General features: G+C 69.3%; 19 protein-coding genes. 11 read left to right on the forward strand and 8 right to left on the reverse strand.

Annotated features, from left to right (window positions below):
* Positions 1–8 precede the first annotated feature (8 nt).
* From AC3A6X_RS23835 to AC3A6X_RS23850, 4 genes are all read right to left on the reverse strand, one after another.
* Positions 9–2,126: a sodium:solute symporter family protein gene (locus tag AC3A6X_RS23835; protein ID WP_487844509.1), complete on the reverse strand. Its 2,118-nt coding sequence runs from the start codon at positions 2,124–2,126 to the stop codon at positions 9–11.
* Between the two features lies 1 nt (position 2,127).
* A complete protein-coding gene (locus tag AC3A6X_RS23840; RefSeq protein ID WP_487844510.1) occupies positions 2,128–2,385 on the reverse strand; it encodes a DUF4212 domain-containing protein in 258 nt (85 codons plus the stop codon).
* Between the two features lie 87 nt (positions 2,386–2,472).
* Positions 2,473–3,036 (reverse strand): tetratricopeptide repeat protein, encoded by a 564-nt coding sequence (locus tag AC3A6X_RS23845; protein WP_487844511.1) that lies wholly within the window; start codon positions 3,034–3,036, stop codon positions 2,473–2,475.
* Positions 3,027–3,323 carry a hypothetical protein gene (locus tag AC3A6X_RS23850; protein WP_487844512.1) on the reverse strand — a complete coding sequence of 99 codons (297 nt, stop codon included), beginning with the start codon at positions 3,321–3,323 and terminating at the stop codon, positions 3,027–3,029. Before AC3A6X_RS23850 ends, AC3A6X_RS23845 begins: the two co-directional genes overlap by 10 nt.
* Positions 3,324–3,492: 169 nt before the next feature.
* On the opposite strand from AC3A6X_RS23850, the gene AC3A6X_RS23855 reads away from it, so the two are divergent.
* Complete coding sequence (locus tag AC3A6X_RS23855) at positions 3,493–3,879, forward strand: hypothetical protein (protein ID WP_487844513.1); 387 nt, start codon at positions 3,493–3,495, stop codon at positions 3,877–3,879.
* Positions 3,880–3,898: 19 nt separating this feature from the next.
* On the opposite strand, the gene recJ is transcribed toward AC3A6X_RS23855, so the two are convergent.
* Both recJ and AC3A6X_RS23865 read right to left on the reverse strand, forming a co-directional pair.
* Complete coding sequence (recJ, locus tag AC3A6X_RS23860; RefSeq protein ID WP_487844514.1) at positions 3,899–5,614, reverse strand: single-stranded-DNA-specific exonuclease RecJ; 1,716 nt, start codon at positions 5,612–5,614, stop codon at positions 3,899–3,901.
* On the reverse strand, positions 5,614–6,585 hold the full coding sequence (locus AC3A6X_RS23865) for a hypothetical protein (protein WP_487844515.1): 972 nt from the start codon (positions 6,583–6,585) through the stop codon (positions 5,614–5,616). Before AC3A6X_RS23865 ends, recJ begins: the two co-directional genes overlap by 1 nt.
* A 69-nt stretch (positions 6,586–6,654) precedes the next feature.
* On the opposite strand from AC3A6X_RS23865, the gene AC3A6X_RS23870 reads away from it, so the two are divergent.
* From AC3A6X_RS23870 to AC3A6X_RS23885, 4 genes are all read left to right on the forward strand, one after another.
* On the forward strand, positions 6,655–7,911 hold the full coding sequence (locus AC3A6X_RS23870) for a lipoprotein-releasing ABC transporter permease subunit (RefSeq protein WP_487844516.1): 1,257 nt from the start codon (positions 6,655–6,657) through the stop codon (positions 7,909–7,911).
* Positions 7,904–8,665, forward strand: coding sequence for a lipoprotein-releasing ABC transporter ATP-binding protein LolD (gene lolD / locus AC3A6X_RS23875; protein WP_487844517.1), 762 nt, complete (start codon positions 7,904–7,906; stop codon positions 8,663–8,665). The genes AC3A6X_RS23870 and lolD overlap by 8 nt, the downstream gene beginning before the upstream one ends.
* Positions 8,666–8,850: 185 nt before the next feature.
* Complete coding sequence (locus AC3A6X_RS23880) at positions 8,851–9,093, forward strand: helix-turn-helix domain-containing protein (protein WP_487844518.1); 243 nt, start codon at positions 8,851–8,853, stop codon at positions 9,091–9,093.
* Between the two features lie 4 nt (positions 9,094–9,097).
* Complete coding sequence (locus AC3A6X_RS23885; protein ID WP_487844519.1) at positions 9,098–10,435, forward strand: type II toxin-antitoxin system HipA family toxin; 1,338 nt, start codon at positions 9,098–9,100, stop codon at positions 10,433–10,435.
* A 3-nt stretch (positions 10,436–10,438) separates the two neighbouring features.
* Here the strand turns inward: AC3A6X_RS23885 and AC3A6X_RS23890 are convergent, their stop codons facing one another.
* A complete protein-coding gene (locus AC3A6X_RS23890) occupies positions 10,439–11,284 on the reverse strand; it encodes a peptidoglycan DD-metalloendopeptidase family protein (protein WP_487844520.1) in 846 nt (281 codons plus the stop codon).
* Between the two features lie 4 nt (positions 11,285–11,288).
* The gene (locus AC3A6X_RS23895) at positions 11,289–11,678 is read right to left on the reverse strand and encodes a RidA family protein (RefSeq protein ID WP_487844521.1); all 390 of its coding nucleotides are present in this window, start codon (positions 11,676–11,678) and stop codon (positions 11,289–11,291) included.
* 191 nt (positions 11,679–11,869) lie between these two features.
* Between AC3A6X_RS23895 and AC3A6X_RS23900 the strand changes: the two genes are divergently transcribed.
* The 6 genes from AC3A6X_RS23900 (at position 11,870) to AC3A6X_RS23925 (ending at position 18,802) form a co-directional block, all read left to right on the forward strand.
* Entirely contained in the window at positions 11,870–13,447 is a 1,578-nt protein-coding gene (locus AC3A6X_RS23900; RefSeq protein WP_487844522.1) for an ABC transporter substrate-binding protein, read from the forward strand.
* 17 nt (positions 13,448–13,464) lie between these two features.
* Positions 13,465–14,406, forward strand: a complete 942-nt coding sequence (locus AC3A6X_RS23905) for an ABC transporter permease (protein WP_487844523.1) — start codon at positions 13,465–13,467, stop codon at positions 14,404–14,406.
* A 5-nt stretch (positions 14,407–14,411) separates the two neighbouring features.
* Positions 14,412–15,251 (forward strand): ABC transporter permease, encoded by an 840-nt coding sequence (locus tag AC3A6X_RS23910; RefSeq protein ID WP_309967290.1) that lies wholly within the window; start codon positions 14,412–14,414, stop codon positions 15,249–15,251.
* A complete protein-coding gene (locus AC3A6X_RS23915) occupies positions 15,251–16,285 on the forward strand; it encodes an ABC transporter ATP-binding protein (protein WP_487844524.1) in 1,035 nt (344 codons plus the stop codon). Before AC3A6X_RS23910 ends, AC3A6X_RS23915 begins: the two co-directional genes overlap by 1 nt.
* 133 nt (positions 16,286–16,418) lie before the next feature.
* Complete coding sequence (locus tag AC3A6X_RS23920) at positions 16,419–17,483, forward strand: ABC transporter ATP-binding protein (protein WP_487844525.1); 1,065 nt, start codon at positions 16,419–16,421, stop codon at positions 17,481–17,483.
* A 23-nt stretch (positions 17,484–17,506) separates the two neighbouring features.
* Positions 17,507–18,802: an amino acid deaminase gene (locus tag AC3A6X_RS23925; RefSeq protein ID WP_487844526.1), complete on the forward strand. Its 1,296-nt coding sequence runs from the start codon at positions 17,507–17,509 to the stop codon at positions 18,800–18,802.
* The last annotated feature ends 6 nt before the right edge of the window (positions 18,803–18,808 follow it).

An 18,808-nucleotide genomic window follows, 5' to 3' on the forward strand; every position in this document is an offset into this window, starting at 1 on the left:
GTGCGGCCTCAGGCCCGCTTGAGGTCCGGATAGCGCACGTGCTCCACCAGTTCCTGCGTCTCCTTCTTCGGCTCGCCGGTGAGCAGGCTCACGATGATGATCACCGCAAAACCTACGGGCACGCCGAACAGGCCCGCCGAGATCGGCTGGATGCCCCACCACAGCTCGATCGGGCTGGTCACGCCGAAGACGCTGCGCATCCATGGCTGGGTCGTCGCCATGTAGTAGAAGGTCACGCCAAGGCCGGCCAGCATCCCCAGCGAGGCGCCCCACCGATTGGCGCGCTTCCAGAAGATGCCGAGCACCAGCGCCGGGAAGAAGGCCGCCGCCGCAAAGGAGAAGGCTGCCGACACCAGGAACAGGATGTCCGCCGGCTTCTGCGCCGCCACCGCCGCCGCGCACAGGGCCACCACCAGCAGCAGCGCCTTGGACAGCGCAACGCGGCGCGAGGTCGGCGCGTTCGGGTCGATCATCTTGTAGTAGAGGTCGTGCGACAGCGCGTTGGCGATCGTCAGCAGCAGGCCGTCCGCGGTGGACAGCGCCGCTGCCAAGCCGCCGGCGGCCACCATGCCGGAGATCACGTAGGGCAGCCCGCCGATCTCGGGCGTGGCCAGCACGATGATGTCGCCGCCGATCTTCATCTCGCTGAGCTGGAAGATGCCGTCGTTGTTGACATCCGACACCGAGAGCAGCGACGGATCGACCTTGGACCAATTGGCGATCCAGCCCGGCAGCTCGTTGAAGGGCGTGCCCACCAACACGTTGAAGACCTCGAACTTCACCAGCACCGCGAGTGCCGGCGCGGTGAAGTACAGCAGGAAGATGAAGAACAGCGACCACGTCACCGACTCTCGCGCCTCGCGCACCGAGGGCGTGGTGTAGTAGCGCATCAGGATGTGCGGCAGCGCGGCCGTGCCCACCATCAGGCAGAAGACCAGCGCAAGGAAATTGCGCCTCGATTCGTCGAAGGTCTTGCGCGCCGCGGCGTCGCCGTTCGGGTCTCCGGCATAGATCTGCGCGTGATTCGGCATGCCGGCCAGCGGCCTGGCCTGGGCCTCGTTGGCAGCCTTCGCCGCAGTCCACGCCTTCCGGGCCGAGGCCTCGTCCTTGGGCACGGCGGCCATGGCCTTCTCGGCGGCCGTGATTTCGGTCGACGGTGCGTTGGCGGCCTGCAGGTCGGTCACCTTCTTCGCGGCCGCCGACCGTTCCGTGGCGAGCGAGCCGGGCAGGCCCTTGACCTTGGCGTCGAACTCCGCCGCCCGGGCCTTGAAGATGGCGGCGACCTCCAGCTCCTTGGGGTCGGCGCGCAGTTCGTCGCCGCGCTTGGACACCTTCTCGAGCTGATAGCCGTACACCGCCTGCGGGACCGGCACGCCGGTCTGCTTCACCGACAGCCAGATCACCGGCACCAGGTAGGCAATGATCAGGATGATGTACTGCGCGACCTGCGTCCACGTGACCGCGCGCATGCCGCCGAGGAAGGAGCACACCAGGATGCCGCCCAGGCCGACGAAGATCCCGATCTCGAAGGCCAGGCCCGAGAGCCGGGTCGTGATCAGGCCGACGCCGTAGATCTGCGCCACCACGTACGTGAAGGAGCAGAGGATGGCCGCCACGATGCCGATGAAGCGCGGCAGGTTGCCCTCGTAGCGCGCGCCCAGGAAGTCGGGAATGGTGAACTGCCCGAACTTGCGCAGGTAGGGCGCCAGCAGCAGTGCCACCAGGCAGTAGCCCCCGGTCCAGCCCAGGATGAAGGCCAGGCCGCTGAAGCCCGTGAGGTAGAGCGTGCCGGCCATCCCGATGAAGGAGGCCGCGCTCATCCAGTCCGCCCCGGTGGCCATGCCGTTGTAGACCGCCGGCACGCGCCGCCCGGCGACGTAGTACTCCGCCGCGTCGGTGGTGCGGCTCATGATGCCGATGCCGGCATACAGCCCCACCGTGGCGAACAGGAAGATGAAGCCGATCCAGTTTCTGGGCAGGCCCGCCTGCTCGAGGATCGCCAGCAGCACGACGAAGACGATGAAGCCGCCTGTGTACCAGCCGTAGACTTTGTTGAGCTGCTTCTTGAACGTGCGCTTGTCGGCGCCGGGAGTGCCGGCGCCATGCTCGAAACTGATGTCGGCCATGTCAGTTCTCCTCGGCGACGCCGTGTTCCTGGTCCAGGCGATTCATGTACCAGGCGTAGAACCCGATGATCAGGACGTAGACGATCAGCGCACCCTGGGCGCCGACCCAGAAGCTGAAGGGCCAGCCGAAGAAGCTGAAGCTCAGGTCGCGGGCGAAGTAGCCGATCACGAAGGTCACGAAGAACCAGACCGCCAGCAGGATGGCGGTGATCCGGAGGTTCTTCTGCCAGTAGTGGCGCTGTGTTTCCGTCAATTCCATCGCAAGTCTCCTTGTTGGTCCTCGTTCGTTCGCAGGGCCATGCGACCCGGCGGTCCCTGCGGCGCTGCCTTGTGGGCAGCCCCACATTCACGACGCGAGACCGGTCTCGCGTTCCAGTTGAGCGGCGATCCTGGGCTCGAAGCCCTGGAGATGGCGGATGATCTTGCGAGCCTCTTCGGGCTGGCGGCGGTCCACGTGCACACGGGCCAGCTGGTACCAGCCGTAGGGGCTCATGGGTTGCAGTTCGGTGTTGCGGCGCAGCGCCTCGACGGCCTCGTCGTGGCGGCCCTGGCGGATCAGTGCGAGGCCCAGGCCGTACCAGGCCCGGTCGAGCTTGGCATCGAGCGCCAGGGCCTGGCGGAATGCGGTCTCCGCCTCCTCGACCTGGGCGGCCTCCGCGAGCAGGAAGGCCAGGTTGAACCAGGCGCCGGCGCCGTGTTCCGGATGGGCGTCCACCAGGCGCCGCGCGTCCTCGATCGCCGCGTCGCGCCGCCCGAGCTGCGCGCGCAGGTAGCTGCGGCTCGACAGCGCGTAGGCGTCATCGGGCCAGCGCGCCAGCATCGTGCCGAAGACCGCCTCGGCCGATGCGGACCGGCCCAGCAGCAGCAAGGCGACCGCATGCAGCTTGAAGCGCCAGTAGCTCATCGGCATGCCTGCACTCCCAGCTGCAGACACAGGTTGATCTTGGCGATGGTGGCCACCAGCCACACCGACAGCAGCGCCAGGAAGGCGGCCAGCGGGATATGCCGGTCGAGCACGAAACGGGGGGTGATGATGCGCACTGCCTTGACGACGGGGCTCGTCAGCGTCTGGAGGAGGCGATACAAGAAATTGCCTTCGCGCTTGCTTCCAGCCAGCAGCCCGAGCAGCCATTGGCCCACCATCGCCAGCAGGGCGATCTCGGCGATCAGCTTGACGGAAGTCGTGAGCAGCAGCACGTCACCTCCAAGGTTCGGCGCAATGCCTCGATTCTTGCAGGGTAGCTTACTAACTTCTTACAAATTCCCCTCATTGCCGACCATCCTGCTCGGTGCTTACCCTCTGTTGCGCCGCAACAGCGCGAGGGGAAGATGGTTCCCAACACGGCCTCAGCGAAGGGGTAGGTCGATGAATGCCGCACGGACGATCCGTCGCCTGGGCTTTCGCAAGTGGTACGAGCGCGAGCTGCTCCAGAGCCATATGCATCTGGTCCTCCTGCTGTTGAGCACCCTCGGCCTGTTGGGCAGTGCGGAAGCCTACAGCCTGCGCCTGTCCATCGGGTCGCAACTCGGCGTGCTGGCCTGCGCCGTGGCGAGTGCGGTGATCGGCATCTGGGCGCTGCGGCGCTACCTGTACCTGCTCGCCCATGCCGAATTCGTGGCCGACCAGGCCGTGTGCCGCGCCTGCGATACCTACGCGAAGTGGGAGGTCGAGGAAAGCGCGGAAGACCCGGCCGGAGCGCGCCTGCGCGTGCGCTGCCGGCGCTGCGGACATCGCTGGCTGATCGAGCCCTGAACGCCGCCGCGCCGGCGACTCAGAGCTCGGCGCCTTCCACCAGGAAGCGCACGCGCCGCACCCCCTGCCATTCGTCCGCGTCGAGCCGGAAGGCGATGACCACGCGCGGCGGCAGCGGCTCGGTGTGGCCGAACCAGATGCCGTCCACCGGCTGCCCCTTGTGCCGCAGCTTGAGCGCGAGATGCTTCTCGCCCACCAGCCGCTGCGAGATCACTTCCACCTCCTCGCTGAAGGTGGGCGGCGCGAAGCCCTGGCCCCAGACCTCGCGGTGCAGGGTGTCGACCAGGTCGACGCGCAGGTACTCGGGCGCCAAAGGGCCGTCGGTGTCCAGGCGGCGCGTCAGCGACGCCGCATCGAGCCACTCGGCGGCGACCTGCGCGAGCGCGCGCTCGAAGGTGTCGAAGTGCTCCTCGGCCACGGTGCAGCCCGCCGCCATCGCATGGCCGCCGAAGCGCAGCAGCACGCCGGGATGGCGCTTGGCCACCAGGTCCAGCGCGTCGCGCAGGTGGAAGCCGGGGATCGAGCGGCCCGAGCCCTTGAGCTCGTGCTCCTTGCCCGGCGCGCCGCTGGCGGCGAAGACGAAGGTGGGCCGGTGGTAGCGGTCCTTGATGCGCGAGGCCACGATCCCGACCACGCCTTCGTGGAAGTCGGCATCGAAGACGCTGATCGCGGCCGGCGGCGTCTCGCTGTCGTCCTCGTCGAACAGCGACTCGGCCAGCAGCAGCGCCTGGTCGCGCATGCCGCCCTCGATGTCGCGCCGTTCGCGGTTGATGCCGTCGAGCATCCGCGCCAGCTCCTCGGCGCGGACGCTGTCGTCGGTCGTCAGGCATTCGATGCCCAGCGTCATGTCGGCCAGACGCCCCGCGGCGTTGATGCGCGGCCCCAGCGCGAAGCCGAAGTCGAAGGTGGTGGCCGCTGCCGCGTTGCGGCCCGCGGCCTTGAAGAGAGCGGCCACGCCGGCCGGCATGACACCGGCGCGGATGCGGCGCAGGCCCTGCGCGACCAGGCGGCGGTTGTTGGCATCGAGCCGGACCACGTCGGCCACGGTGCCGAGGGCGACCAGCGGCAGCAGGGCGTCGAGCTTCGGTTGCGTCGCCAGGTCGAAGACGCCGCGCGCCCGCAGCTGCGAGCGCAGCGCCAGCAGCACATAGAACATCACGCCGACGCCGGCGATGCTCTTGCTGTCGAAGCCGCAGTCGGGCTGGTTGGGATTCACCAGCACGTCGGCCGCGGGCAGCGCCGGGCCGGGCAGGTGGTGGTCGGTCACCAGCACCGCGAGGCCGCGCGCCTTGGCGGCGGCCACGCCGTCGACGCTGGCGATGCCGTTGTCCACGGTGATCAGCACGTCGGCGCCGGTGGCGGCCACGCGCTCGGCGATGGGCGGCGTCAGGCCATAACCGTCGACCACGCGATCGGGCACCAGGTAGCTCACATGCTTCGCGCCCAGCAGGCGCAGGCCGCGCAGGGCCACGGCACAGGCGGTGGCGCCGTCGCAGTCGTAGTCGGCGACGATGCACAGGCGCTTGTCGTCGCGGATGGCGTCGGCCAGCAGCAGCGCGGCCTCGCGCGCGCCACGCAGGCCGTCGGGTGCGAGCAGGCGGGCCAGGCCGTCGTCCAGCTCTTCCCGGGTCTGCACGCCGCGCGCGGCATAGAGGCGGGCCAACAGGGGATGCACCCCGGCCTGCTCGAGCATCCAGGCGCTGCGCGGGGGAATGGTGCGGGCGACGATCTTCATCACAGTGCCTCCAGCACGGCCGGGGCGCTCGCGCGCTGGAACAGGGAGCGGGCCCAGCCCGCAAGGCCGCGCTGCTGCACGCCGAAGCGCCGCGCGGCGCGGTCGCCGCACAGCGTGAGCGTCACCTCGGCGCCCGCGTTGTACGCGGCCAGCAGCTCGGCGACCGGCCCCTCGTCGAGTGCAGTCCAGGCCTGCGCCCAGGCCGCGCCGTCGTCGTGCAAGGCCGCTTCGCGCAGGCCATCGGCCACCCGCGGGCCGGCGGCCAGCGGCGCGGCATCGGAAGGCAACTGCCCCGTGCCGCTGAGCCAGAAGGAATTGATGGGCGGCACGCCGCGCGCGGTGCGCTCGTCGTTGACGCGTTCGGTGTAAAGCAGCATTTGCATCTCGTTCTGCAGCCGGCGCAAGGGGCGGCCATCGTCGGTCAGCGGCGACCATTGCGCGATGGGATGGCCGATCGCGCGGTCGATCGACGCGGTGGCCAGCCTGTCGAACATGCGGCCCCGTGCCAGCCAGCGGCCCGGCGCGGCCGAGGCATGCAGCGCGATGCCGTCCTCCTTGAAATAGGGCCTGGCGATCGCCAGCAAGGCTTCCGATTCGGCCGCGTCGATGCGGATCGCGCCGGGATCGCCGAGCACCACGTCGTCGATGCCCACCTGCCAGTGGCACAGGGTGGCGATGCCCCAGCTGCCGTCCTCGCCGGCGGCGCCGTCAAGCCCGGCGCGGCGTGCTTCCAACGCGGCCCAGGGGATCTGCCCGTCGGGCGCCGCGATGCCGAGCGCCTCGGCCAGGGCGCGCTCATGCGGCGGGGAGAGGGTGCTGTCGTCCTGCAGGTCTTCATGCATGAGCGACAGGCGGGAGAGCAGTGCTTCGAGCCTCGGCAGACGCAATTCGTGCAGCGCCTTGCGGCATTCCGGCGTGCCGCGGCCGGCAAAGGGGATCAGGAGGTGGGGGGACTCGGGGGCGGCGGGCATGGGGCTTCTATTGTCTGCGAGAGGCCATTCCGGGGCCGGTGAGGGCGCGGATGCCACAATCCTCCCCCTATGCGACTCCCCTACGAACTGCAGCTCGGCTGGCGCTACACGCGTGCCGGCCGGGCCACGCGGCGCAACGGCTTTATCTCCTTCATTTCCGGGGTCTCCATGTTCGGCATCGCGCTGGGCGTGGCGGCGCTGATCATCGTCCTTTCGGTGATGAACGGCTTCCAGAAGGAGGTGACCGACCGCATGCTCGGCGTGATCTCGCACATCGAGATCTTCTCGCGCGACGGCCAGGCGCTGGCCGACATCGACGCCATTGCCGCCGCGGCGCGCAAGAACCCCAACGTGGTCGGCGTGGCGCCCTTCATCGCCGCGCAGGCGCTGATCGCGCGCGGCGAGGACATGAAGGGCGCACTGGTGCGCGGCATCGAGCCCTCGCTGGAGCCGCAGGTGACCGACATCTCCACCACCGCGCAGAAGGGCGCGCTGGCCAAGCTGGTGCCGGGCGAGTTCGGCATCGTGCTGGGCGTCGAGCTGGCGCGCTCGCTCTTCGTGCAGGTGGGAGACCAGGTCACGCTGATCGCGCCGGGTGGGCAGGTCACGCCGGCCGGCGTGGTGCCGCGGCTGAAGCAGTTCACGGTGGTCGGCACCTTCGACTCCGGCCACTACGAGTACGACTCGGCGCTGGCGATGATCCACGAACAGGACGCGGCGCGCGTGTTCCGCCTCGAAGGGCCCAGCGGCCTGCGCCTGAAGCTCAAGGACCTGCACCGGGCGCGCGAGGTGGCCGAGGAACTGGCCGTCACGCTGCCCGGCGAGTTCCTGATCCGCGACTGGACGCGCCAGAACAAGACCTGGTTCGCCGCCGTGCAGGTCGAGAAACGCATGATGTTCATCATCCTCACGCTGATCGTCGCGGTCGCGGCCTTCAACCTGGTCTCGACGCTGGTGATGACGGTGACCGACAAGCGCGCCGACATCGCGATCCTGCGCACGCTGGGCTCGAGCCCCAAGAGCATCATGAGCATCTTCGTGGTGCAGGGTGCGATGGTGGGCGTGATCGGCACGCTGGCCGGGCTGCTGCTGGGCCTGGGCATCGCCTACAACATCGACGTGATCGTGCCGGCGCTGGAGCGGCTGTTCAACGCGCGCTTCCTGCCGCAGGACATCTACCTGATCAGCAGGATGCCCAGCGATCCGCAGCGCGGCGACATCCTGCCGATCGCGCTGATTTCGCTGGCGCTGTCCTTCGTCGCCACGCTGTACCCGAGCTGGCGCGCGAGCCGCGTGAACCCGGCGGAGGCGCTGCGCTATGAATAAGACCGCGCTCGGCACTGGCGTGTCCTCGCTGCCCCCCGAGGGGGCGGCCATCGGCTTGGGGCGGCCCGGCGCCGATAGCGCGGTCCTACAGGTCAGGGGCCTGACCAAGCGCTTCCACGAGGGCCGCATCGACCTCACGGTGCTGCACGGCGTCGACCTCGACGTGCGCGCTGGCGAGACGCTGGCCATTGTCGGCGCCTCGGGCTCGGGCAAAAGCACGCTGCTGCACCTGATGGGCGGGCTCGATGCGCCCACGGCCGGCAGCGTGGAGCTGCACGGCAAGAACATCGCGCATGTCGATGCGGCCGAGCAGGGCCGGCTGCGCAACGCCCACCTGGGCTTCGTCTACCAGTTCCACCATCTGCTGCCCGAGTTCAGCGCCCTCGACAACGTGGCGATGCCGCTGAAGATCCGCCGCACGCCGCCGCAGCAGGCCACCGAGGCCGCCGCCGCGATGCTGGCCGCCGTGGGGCTGGCCGAGCGGGTGCATCACCGCCCGGCCGAACTGTCCGGCGGCGAGCGCCAGCGCGTGGCGATCGCGCGCGCGCTGGTGACGCAGCCCGACTGCGTGCTGGCCGACGAGCCCACCGGCAACCTCGACCGCAACACTGCCGACGGGGTGTTCGCGCTGATGCTGAAGCTGGCGCACGAGCGCCGCACCGCCTTCGTGGTGGTCACGCACGACGAAGGCCTGGCCAAGCGCTGCGACCGCGTGCTGCGGCTGGCGGCGGGTCGGCTGGACAACGGGCACTGAGGCGTGCACAGGCCGGGGGAGCCGGCGTTGGATGCACGCCCGGCATGCGGTGCGGGCCGGTCGACCCCACTGCGGCGGTCGCATTACCCATACGGCAGGTAAATCACATTTACCAATCAAACGGGTATTTCGCAATTACCCATCCTATGAGTAAGATGCGGATATCCGTCCCATGGGCAAAAGCCATGCGCCAGGTTCTCTCCACCCCCTCCCAGCTCGGACCGCTCCTCAAATCCGGTCGCCGGGCCGCCGGCTTGTCGCAAACCGAGCTGGCCAGGCGCATGGGCATCAGCCAGAGCCGCATCTCCCACATGGAGCTGCATCCGGAATCGGTGAGCCTCGACCAGCTGCTCACGCTCTTCGGCCTGCTCGGCATCGAGCTCATGGTCCAGTCGAAGTCGGACGCGCCTGCGGCGCAGGAATGGTGAGGGCATGGGCCGTAGGTCCCATTCGCAGGCCCTGTCCATCTGGGCCAACGGCGAGCGGGTCGGGGCCTGGCGCCTGCCCGCGCGCGGCGAGCCCGAGCTCGCCTACGACCCCGCATGGATGGCTTCGCCGGCCGGGCGCCCGCTGTCCTTGTCGCTTCCGCTGGCGTCGGGCGGGCTCAAGGGCGCCGTCGTCAACAGCTATTTCGACAACCTGCTGCCTGACAGCCGCGCCATCCGCGAACGGCTCGCCACGCGTTTCGGGACGGCCTCCACGGACGCGTTCGAACTGCTGCGGGCCGTGGGACGCGATTGCATCGGCGCCATCCAGCTCCTCGCCGAGGACGAAGCGCCCGCGGACCTCGGTCGGATCTCCGGCACGCCGATGTCGGTCGACGAAGTCGAGACCCTGCTCCTGCAGACCGTGACCCCGGGCCGCCTCGGCGGCTTGCTCGGGGAGGCGGACGCGCTGCGCATCTCGCTGGCCGGCGCGCAGGAAAAGACCGCGCTCCTGTGGCACGAGCAGCAGTGGAGGCGGCCGCATGGCGCGACGCCGACGACGCACATCCTGAAGCTGCCGCTGGGGCTCGTGGGGCATCGCCAGGCGGACTTCAGCACCTCGGTGGAGAACGAATGGCTCTGCCTGAATATCCTCCAGGCCTACGGCCTCGCGGTGCCCCGCTGCGCCATCCTCGGCTTCGGCACGCAGAAGGTGCTGGCCGTCGAGCGCTTCGACCGGCAGCTCCATTCGTCGGGACGCTGGCTGATGCGCTTGCCGCAGGAAGACTTCTGCCAGGCGCTGGGCGTGCCCTCGCACCTGAAGTACGAGGTGGACGGCGGCCCGGGCGTGATGGACCTGGCCAGGATCCTGCGCCAGTCGGTCAACGCGCGCGAAGACCTGCGGACCCTGCTGGCCGCGCAGCTGATCTTCTGGATGCTCGCCGCGCCGGACGGGCACGCCAAGAACTTCAGCATCCACCTGCTGCCGGAGGGGCGCTTCAGGCTCGCGCCGCTCTATGACGTCATGTCCATCTGGCCGGTGGAGGGCGCCGGCCCCAACCAGTTCTCGCGACATGACGCCAAGCTGGCGATGGCCATGATGGGGAAGAACAGGCACTACCGGCGGTCGACCATCCAGCGGCGCCACTTCAATGCCACGGCGCGCTTGTGCGGCTATGGGCCCGATGCGGAGGACATCGTGGCCTCCGTGCTCGACAGCACGCCCGGTGTCATTGCGCGCATGGAGGCGCAGTTGCCCACCGGCTTCCCGCCGAAGGTGGCGCAGCCCATCCTGCGCGGGCTCGCCGCGTCCGCGAAGGCACTGGAGGCCATGCCCAGGGAGTAGGGCTCAGGCCTCGAGGAACAGGGCCGGGTCCACCATGGTGCGGTTCAGCATCACCGACCAGTGCAGATGCGGGCCGGTCACGCGCCCGGTGGCACCCACCGCGCAGAAGCGCTCGCCGGCCTTGACCCGTTCACCCGGCTTCACGTCGCTGGCGCTCAGGTGGCAGTACATCGTGAGCAGTCCGCCGCCGTGGTCGAGCCAGACGGTGTTGCCGTTGAAGAAGTAGTCGCCGGTGTCGATCACCCGGCCGGCCATCGGCGCACGCACCGCCGTGCCGGTGGCCGCCGCGATGTCCATGCCGCTGTGCGGATTTCGCTTCTCGCCGTTGAACACGCGCCGCAGGCCGAAGGAGCCCGAGCGCCGCCCCGGCACCGGCACCTGCATGCGCAGTTCGCCCTGGGGCAGGGGCTCGCTGAAGGTGGCCATGACCGTCTGCAGGTGGGCCCGCTCGCGCTCGTAGCGCGCCAGGTCCTCGGCCGACAGGTCGACCTGGCCCGGCGCCACCTTGAGATGCTGCTCGCGGTAGCGCTTGGGCGCGATCACATAGGGCAGTTCGCTCGTGCCGCCGTCCTCCCGCTGCACCCGGATGCGGGCCTCGCCCGGCTCCGCGGACAGCGGGATGCCCACCAGCGCACCCCAGTCGATCGCATCGCCCAGCACCAGCAGCGGCACGTCCTCCGCGGTGCGCGCCTGCGGCCGCCTCGCAGCCGGTCCCAGCGAGAGGCGGGCGATGCCGCCGGGGACTTGCAAGGCGCGTGGCCACGACTGCGGGCTCTGGGTCGCCTGCGCGGCCGGCAGGGCCATCAGCCCGAGTGCGCCCAGCAGCACATCGCGGCGATGCATTGGCATGGGCTCAGGCCTTGGGCTTGTAGGCCACCACGTCGATCTCGACCTTGGCGTCGACCATCAGCCGCGCCTCGGTGGTCGAGCGTGCCGGGAAGTTGCCGTTGAAGTAGCTCATGTAGACCCGGTTGAAGGCACCGAAATCGCGCGCGTCGTGCAGCCACACGGTGCACTTGCACACGTCTTCCAGCGTGGCGCCGGCCAAGGCCAGTGCCGATTTGATGTTCTCCATCACCTGGCGCGTCTGCGCCTCGACGCCGCCGACCACTATCTCGCCCTTGGCATCGGCCGGCACCTGGCCCGAGACGTAGACGAAATCGCCGGCGCGAACGGCTGGGGAGAGGGGGCGGATCTGGCGGTCCGAGGCGTTGGGCGAGACACCGAGGTATTCGAGCGGCATGGGAGCTCCTGAGGTGAAAGAGGTGGCGAAGAGGGGCGCTAAGGTCGGCCGAAGCCATCCGTTTGAAATTCTATTTCAGTAAAAACCCAGAAACACAGGGTTTGCACCCATGTATTGGCCTGCTTGTTGCTTCAAAGTCCGGCCCGAATAGAAAGTTTCTTTCATTTCACAGCCCCACGAAGGAGTTCTACATGCAAACCCCCGGACGCCGAAGCGGCCAGCCCGCATTCTCGAAGCGCAGCCTGCTCGGCGCGTGTTTGCTGGCACTTGCCGGCCTGGCCGGCCTGGCCGCGATGCCGGCGCAGGCCCAGGGCGCGCGCAACTTCGCGACGCTGGCGATGGTGGCCGAGCCCCAGACGCTGGACCCGATGGCCTCCACCGCGGACCTGGTCGGCACCATCATGCAGCATGTGTACGAGCCGCTCTACACCTTCGACGCCAAGTGGAACGTGGTGCCGATGCTGGCGGAGGGCATGCCGAAGATCTCGGCCGACGGCAAGACCTACGCCATCGCGATCCGCAAGGGCGTGATGCTGCACAACGGCCGCGAGCTGAACGCGGACGATGTGGTCGCCAGCCTGCAGCGCTGGATGGACCAGTCGCCACGCGGCAAGGCGGTGGCCAAGGAGATCGAAAGCCTGAAGGCGAAGGGGCCGCTGGCCGTCGAGGTGGTGCTCAAGCAGCCCTATGCGCCGCTGCTGGCCCAGTTCGCGCTGCCCAGCGGCATGGCCGCGATCATGGCCAAGGACTCGATCGCGCAGCCGCTCAAGGACTTCGTCGGCACCGGTCCCTACAAGTTCAAGGAGCGCCGGCCCGACCAGTACGTGCTGCTCACCAAATTCGACAAGTACAGCGCGCGCAAGGAAGCCCCCAACGGCTACGGCGGCAAGCGCGAGGCGGCCATCGAGGAACTGCGCTTCGTGCCGGTGCCCAATGCCAACACCCGCGTCGAGGGCGCGCTGGCCGGCCAGTACGACTTCGCCGACCTGCTGCCGACCGAGGCGCTGCCGCGGCTGGAGAAGGCCGCGGGCAAGACGCTGCCGATCATGACGCCGGCCTTCGGCTTCCCCTACCTGGTGTTCAACACCAAGGAAGGCGTGATGGCCAGCCAGCCGGTGCGCCAGGCGGTGCAGGTGGCGCTGGGCGAGGGCGAAATGCTGGCGGCCGGCTTCGGCGACACGCGCTTCTTCGTCGCCGAGGGCAACCACTTCCCCAAGGGCTCGCCCTTCTACGCGACCGGCGGCACCGAGCTCTACAACCAGCGCAACGCCCCCAAGGCCAAGGAGGCCGCGGCCAAGGCCGGCTACAAGGGCGACCCGATCCGGGTGCTGACCAGCCGCCAGTACGACTTCCACTACAACATGGCGCTGCTGATGGCCGAGCAGCTCAAGCGCGCCGGCTTCAAGGTCGACCTCAACGTGGTCGACTGGGCCACGCTGGTGCAGCGGCGCAACGACCCGAAGCTGTGGGACATCTACGTCACCCACTCGGGCCAGTTCCCCGAGCCCATGCTCTCGCCGCCGCAGCTGGGCGATGGCGCGCCGGGCTGGTGGGACTCGCCGGCCAAGAAGGCCGCGCTCAGCGCCCTCAACGTGGAGGCCGACCCCCACAAGCGCGGCGCGCTGTGGGGCAAGGTGCAGCAGGTGGTCTATGACGAGGTGCCTTACGTCAACGTCGGCAAGTTCAACGGCTTGTCGGCGAAGAGCCCGGCGCTGGACAACTACCAGCCGATGACCTGGCCCTTCTTCTGGAACGCAAAGATCAAGTAAGCGCCGCCTGCAACGCCATGCTCCGCTACCTCTCCTCCCGCCTCGCCGGCATGCTGGTCGTGCTCGCCATCGTGGCGGTGCTGGTCTTCATCCTGACGCGCGCCGCCTCGGGCGATCCGGTTTCGGTGCTGCTGGGCGACCAGGCCACCGCCGCGGACATCGCCCGCGTGCAAAAGGACTACGGCCTCGACAAGCCCCTGCCCGTGCAGTTCGGCTACTGGCTGCGCGAAGTGCTGCAGGGCAACCTCGGGCAGTCGATCTTCCTGCAGCGCCCGGTCACACAGGCGCTGATGGAGCGCGCCGAGCCCACCACGCTGCTGGCGCTGATGGCGGTGGCCATCGCGGCGCTGATCGGGCTGCCTTGCGGCATCGTCTCGGCGGTGTTTCGCGGGCGCTTGGTGGACCAGGTCTTCACCGGCATCGCGATGCTGGGCGCCAGCATCCCGAGCTTCTGGCTGGGCATCGTGCTGATCCAGTTCTTCGCGGTCTCGCTGGGCTGGTTTCCGGTGTCGGGCTATGGCGCACCCGATGCGCCGCTGGCCGAGCGCCTGCATGCGTTGGTACTGCCGGCCACGGTGCTGGGGCTGCTGAACTCGGCGCTGATCATCCGCTTCACCCGCGCTTCGATGCTCGATGTGCTGGGCGAGGACTACGTGCGCACCGCGCGCTCCAAAGGCCTTTCGGAAGGCACCGTGGTTCTCAAGCATGCGCTGCGCAATGCGCTGGTGCCCATCGTCACGGTGCTGGGCCTGACCATCGCGCTGATGATCGGCGGCGCCGTCGTGACCGAGACCGTGTTCGGCCTGCCGGGCGTCGGCAACCTGGTGGTGAACGCGGTGCTGCGGCGCGACTACCCGGTGATCCAGGGAGCCTTGCTCGTGATCGCTGCGATCTACGTGCTCATCAACTTCTCGATCGACCTCCTGTATGCGGTGGTCGATCCCCGCGTAAAGATCTGACCGCCATGCAAATGCCAAGAATGCTCCGCCAGCTGATGCATCGCCGCATCGTGATGGTCTCCGCCCTGGTGCTGCTGGTGATCGCCGTGCTCGCGCTGGGCGCGCCCTGGTTTGCCTCGGCCGATCCCAACGACACGGCCGTGCTCGACCGGCTCAAGCCGCCCAGCGCCGCGCACCTGATGGGCACCGACGAGCTCGGCCGCGACATGTATGCGCGCATCGTGCACGGCGCGCGCTACTCGCTCGCCATCGCGGCGCTCACGGCGCTGGGTTCGGTCGTGCTGGGCACCATCCTCGGGCTCATGGGCGGCTTCTTCCGCCGGCTCGATGCGCCGCTGATGCGGGTGGTCGACGCGATGATGTCCTTCCCCGACATCCTGCTCGCCATCGCGCTGGTCGCCATCCTCGGGCCCTCGCTGGTCAACGTGGTGCTGGCGCTGGTGCTGGTGTACACGCCGCGGGTGGCGCGGGTGGTGCGCGCCTCCACGCTGGTGGTGCGGGAGCTGCTCTTCGTCGAGGCGGTGCGCGCGCTGGGCGTGCGCACCTCGCGCATCCTGTGGCGCCACATCCTGCCCAACCTGATGTCGCCGATCCTGGTGCAGGTGTCCTTCATCTTCGCCTATGCGATCCTGGCAGAGGCGGGCTTGTCCTTCCTCGGCGTCGGCGTGCCGCCCGAGATCCCGACCTGGGGCACCATGGTGGCGAGCAGCCAGCAGTACGCGGACCGCGCCTTCTGGGTCGTGCTGTTCCCGGGGCTGGCGATCATCTTCACCGCGCTCTCGCTGCAGTTGCTGGGCGATGGCGTGCGCGACCTGCTCGACCCCAAACTGAAGAAGGCAGCCTGATGACCACGAACACCACGCCTCGCCTGATGGTGCGCAACCTCAGCACCGCCTTCCCGACCGAAGACGGCCTGGTGCGCTCGGTCGCCGAGATGAGCTTCTCGATCCAGCCCGGCAAGACCACCGCACTCGTCGGCGAGTCGGGCTCGGGCAAGTCGGTCACCAGCCTGACGCTGATGCGCCTGCTGCCCAAGACCGCCAACGCGCAGGTGTCGGGCCAGACGGCCTTCGTCACCCGCGACGGCCGCACGGTCGACCTGCTCGGCCTGCCCGACCGCGAGATGCGGCGCCTGCGCGGCAACGAGCTGTCGATGATCTTCCAGGAGCCGATGACCAGCCTCAACCCGGTCTTCACCATCGGCGAGCAGATCGCCGAGAGCGTGCGCCTGCACAAGGGCCTGGACCGCAAGGCCGCGCTGGCGCATGCGCTGCGGATGCTGGAGCTGGTCGAGATCCCGGCCGCGGCGCGGCGCCTGCACGAGTATCCCCACCAGCTCTCCGGCGGCATGCGCCAGCGCGTGATGATCGCGCTGGCCATGGCCTGCGACCCGACGCTGCTGATCGCCGACGAGCCGACCACCGCGCTCGACGTCACCATCCAGGCGCAGATCCTCGAGCTGATGCGCAAGCTGCAGGCCGAGACCGGCATGAGCATCCTCTTCATCACCCACAACCTCGGCGTGGTGGCGCACCACGCGGACGACGTGGTCGTGCTGTACGCGGGCCGCGTGGTCGAGCGCGCGCCGGTGCGCCCGCTGTTCGCATCGCCGGAGCATCCCTACACGCAGGGCCTGCTGGCCTGCCTGCCGGGCAAGGCGCAGGGGCGCGGCGAGGGCCGGCCCAGGCGCCTGTTCGCGATCCGCGGCCAGGTGTCGAGTCCGCTGGCGCCGCCGCCGGGCTGTGCCTTCGAGCCGCGCTGCGACCAGGCGATCGAGGCTTGCAGGCAGGCGATGCCGCCGCTCATCGATACGCAAGAGGGCCGGCAGGCACGCTGCATCCGCGTGCCCGCGGCCCAACCCCTGGCGAGGGCTGCATGAGCATGAGCGCGAACCTGCCTTGCCCCCTCTCCCGCTTGCGGGAGAGGGCTGGGGTGAGGGTGCATCCCGCGCCCCCCACCCTCATCCCCCGCCTTCTCCCGCCAGCGGGAGAAGGAGCCAATACCCCACGCCCATGATGAACGCTGCTGCCGCCCCCCTCATCGAGGTCCGAGGCCTGAAGAAATACTTCGGCACCGGCGAGCGTCCCGTGCGCGCCGTGGACGACGTCTCCTTCGCCATCCGCCCCGGCGAGACCCTGGGCCTGGTCGGCGAGTCGGGTTCCGGCAAGAGCACCATCGGCCGCACCCTGCTGCGCCTGGTCGAGCGCACCGAAGGCGAGGTGCTCTACCGCGGCGACGACATCGGCAAGCTCGCCGCCGGCCCGCTGCGCCGCCTGCGCAGCAAGCTGCAGATCATCTTCCAGGACCCGTACGCCAGCCTCAACCCGAAGATGCGCATCGGCGCCATCCTCGGCGAGGCACTGGCCACCCACGGGCTGGCCAAGGGCCCCGGCGAGCGCGAGCGGCGCATCGCCGAGCTGCTGGAGACGGTGGGCCTGCGGCCCGAGCATGCCAGCCGCTTCCCGCACGAGTTCTCGGGCGGCCAGCGCCAGCGCATCGGCGTGGCGCGCGCGCTGGCGGTGGAGCCCGAGTTCATCGTGGCCGACGAGCCGCTGTCGGCGCTGGACGTTTCCATCCAGTCGCAGGTGATCAACCTGCTGGCCGACCTGCGGGAACGCCTGTCGCTGACCATGCTTTTCATCTCGCACGACCTGGACGTGGTGGAATACCTGTGCGACCGCGTGGTCGTGCTCTACCTGGGCAAGGTGATGGAAGTGGCCGAGACTCGCGAGCTCTTCGAGCGCCCGCAGCACCCCTATACGCGGGCGCTGCTGGCCGCCAGCCCCAAGCCCGATCCGCTGGTGCCCAACGAGCGCGTGGCGCTCAAGGGCGACATCCCGAGCCCGATGGCGCCGCCTTCGGGCTGCGTCTTCCGCACGCGCTGCCCGCATGCGATCGAGGCTTGCGCGCAGACCGTGCCGCCGCTCGACGAACTGTCGCCGGGGCATTTGTCCGCTTGCATTCGCAAGGATCTGATCCACCATGAGCCGCCGGGCCGCTCCCAAGGCGATAGCACCGTAGCCGAAGGCGAAGGTACTCCATTGAGCCGCCGGGCCGCTCCCAAGGCGAAACCGTAGCGCATAGCGCGGAGGTGATTTGAATGACCACTGAGAACGAACTCTTCGACCCGATCCTCGACGCCCGCTTCAAGGGCTACCCGCGCACCCAGCCGCCCAAGCGCCGCAGCGAGATCGGCAAGGCCGGCTGGCATGTGCTGGCCGGCGACCTGCCGCTGCCGCTGGCCGTGCTCAAGCGCGAGGCGCTGGAGCACAATCTGGCATGGATGCAGGCGCGCGTGCGGCAGTGGGGCATCGACCTGGCGCCGCACGGCAAGACCACCATGTCGCCGCAGCTGTTCCGCCGCCAGCTCGATGCCGGCGCCTGGGGCCTGACCTTCGCGACCGTCACGCAGCTGGCGGTCGGTGTGGCCGCCGGCGCGCGCCGCACGCTGATCGCCAACCAGGTGATGAGCGATGAAGACCTGGCCGGCATCCAGCTGCTGCTGCACGCGCACATGGATCTGCGCGTTGTCTTCCTGGTCGACTCGGTTGCGCAGCTCGGGCTGGTCGAGGCCTGGGCCGAGCGCCACCACGAAAGCCTGCCCTTCGAGGTGATGCTGGAGATCGGCGTCGCGGGCGGACGCACCGGCTGCCGCACGCAAGAGGAGGCGGTCACGCTGGCCACCGCCCTGCGCCAGAGCAAAGCGGTCCGGCTGGTGGGCATCGAGTGCTACGAGGGCCTGGCCGCCACCGGCGAGAGCGGCGCCGACACCGCCTACGCCAACGCGCTGATGGATCGCGTGGAAGCGGTGGCGCGCCACTGCGACACGCACGGCCTGTTCGAAGGCGACGAGGTGATCGTCTCGGCCGGCGGCTCGGCCATCTTCGACCTGGTGGCCGGCCGCCTGAAGCCGGCGCTCAAGGCCGGCGTGCGCGGCGTCCTGCGCTCGGGCTGCTACGTCACCCACGACCACGGCTTCTACAAGCGCATGCTGAGTGCGGTGGACCAGCGCCTCGGTTGCGATTGCGGCGAGAGCCTGCGTCCGGCGATGGAGGTGTGGGCGACCGTGCAATCGCGTCCCGAGCCCGGGCTCGCCATCCTCGCCGTGGGCAAGCGCGACATCTCCTTCGACCTTTCGCTGCCCGTGCCCATCGCGCGCGCCGCGCGCGGCAGCCTCGTGCCCGAGGGCGTGCCCGCCGACTGGAAGATCACCGGCCTGAACGACCAGCATGCCTACCTGCGCTGGGACGATGCCGCATCGCCGCAGGCGCCCGCCGTCGGCGACCGCATCGGCCTGGGCATCTCGCACCCCTGCACCACCTTCGACAAGTGGCACTGGATGCCGGTGGTCGAAGAGGACTATCGCGTGAGCGACGCGGTGTCGATGCACTTCTGAATCGAT

Source organism: Variovorax sp. Soil_C_12 (genome assembly GCF_057657375.1).

Bases quoted from the DNA above. Each gene is read 5' to 3' on its own strand.
- AC3A6X_RS23835 (WP_487844509.1), bottom strand. From the start codon at position 2,126: ATGGCCGACATCAGTTTCGAGCATGGCGCCGGCACTCCCGGCGCCGAC.
- AC3A6X_RS23840 (WP_487844510.1), bottom strand. From the start codon at position 2,385: ATGGAATTGACGGAAACACAGCGCCACTACTGGCAGAAGAACCTCCGG.
- AC3A6X_RS23845 (WP_487844511.1), bottom strand. From the start codon at position 3,036: ATGCCGATGAGCTACTGGCGCTTCAAGCTGCATGCGGTCGCCTTGCTG.
- AC3A6X_RS23855 (WP_487844513.1), top strand. From the start codon at position 3,493: ATGAATGCCGCACGGACGATCCGTCGCCTGGGCTTTCGCAAGTGGTAC.
- recJ (WP_487844514.1), bottom strand. From the start codon at position 5,614: ATGAAGATCGTCGCCCGCACCATTCCCCCGCGCAGCGCCTGGATGCTC.
- AC3A6X_RS23865 (WP_487844515.1), bottom strand. From the start codon at position 6,585: ATGCCCGCCGCCCCCGAGTCCCCCCACCTCCTGATCCCCTTTGCCGGC.
- AC3A6X_RS23870 (WP_487844516.1), top strand. From the start codon at position 6,655: ATGCGACTCCCCTACGAACTGCAGCTCGGCTGGCGCTACACGCGTGCC.
- lolD (WP_487844517.1), top strand. From the start codon at position 7,904: ATGAATAAGACCGCGCTCGGCACTGGCGTGTCCTCGCTGCCCCCCGAG.
- AC3A6X_RS23880 (WP_487844518.1), top strand. From the start codon at position 8,851: ATGCGCCAGGTTCTCTCCACCCCCTCCCAGCTCGGACCGCTCCTCAAA.
- AC3A6X_RS23885 (WP_487844519.1), top strand. From the start codon at position 9,098: ATGGGCCGTAGGTCCCATTCGCAGGCCCTGTCCATCTGGGCCAACGGC.
- AC3A6X_RS23890 (WP_487844520.1), bottom strand. From the start codon at position 11,284: ATGCCAATGCATCGCCGCGATGTGCTGCTGGGCGCACTCGGGCTGATG.
- AC3A6X_RS23895 (WP_487844521.1), bottom strand. From the start codon at position 11,678: ATGCCGCTCGAATACCTCGGTGTCTCGCCCAACGCCTCGGACCGCCAG.
- AC3A6X_RS23900 (WP_487844522.1), top strand. From the start codon at position 11,870: ATGCAAACCCCCGGACGCCGAAGCGGCCAGCCCGCATTCTCGAAGCGC.
- AC3A6X_RS23905 (WP_487844523.1), top strand. From the start codon at position 13,465: ATGCTCCGCTACCTCTCCTCCCGCCTCGCCGGCATGCTGGTCGTGCTC.
- AC3A6X_RS23910 (WP_309967290.1), top strand. From the start codon at position 14,412: ATGCAAATGCCAAGAATGCTCCGCCAGCTGATGCATCGCCGCATCGTG.
- AC3A6X_RS23915 (WP_487844524.1), top strand. From the start codon at position 15,251: ATGACCACGAACACCACGCCTCGCCTGATGGTGCGCAACCTCAGCACC.
- AC3A6X_RS23920 (WP_487844525.1), top strand. From the start codon at position 16,419: ATGATGAACGCTGCTGCCGCCCCCCTCATCGAGGTCCGAGGCCTGAAG.
- AC3A6X_RS23925 (WP_487844526.1), top strand. From the start codon at position 17,507: ATGACCACTGAGAACGAACTCTTCGACCCGATCCTCGACGCCCGCTTC.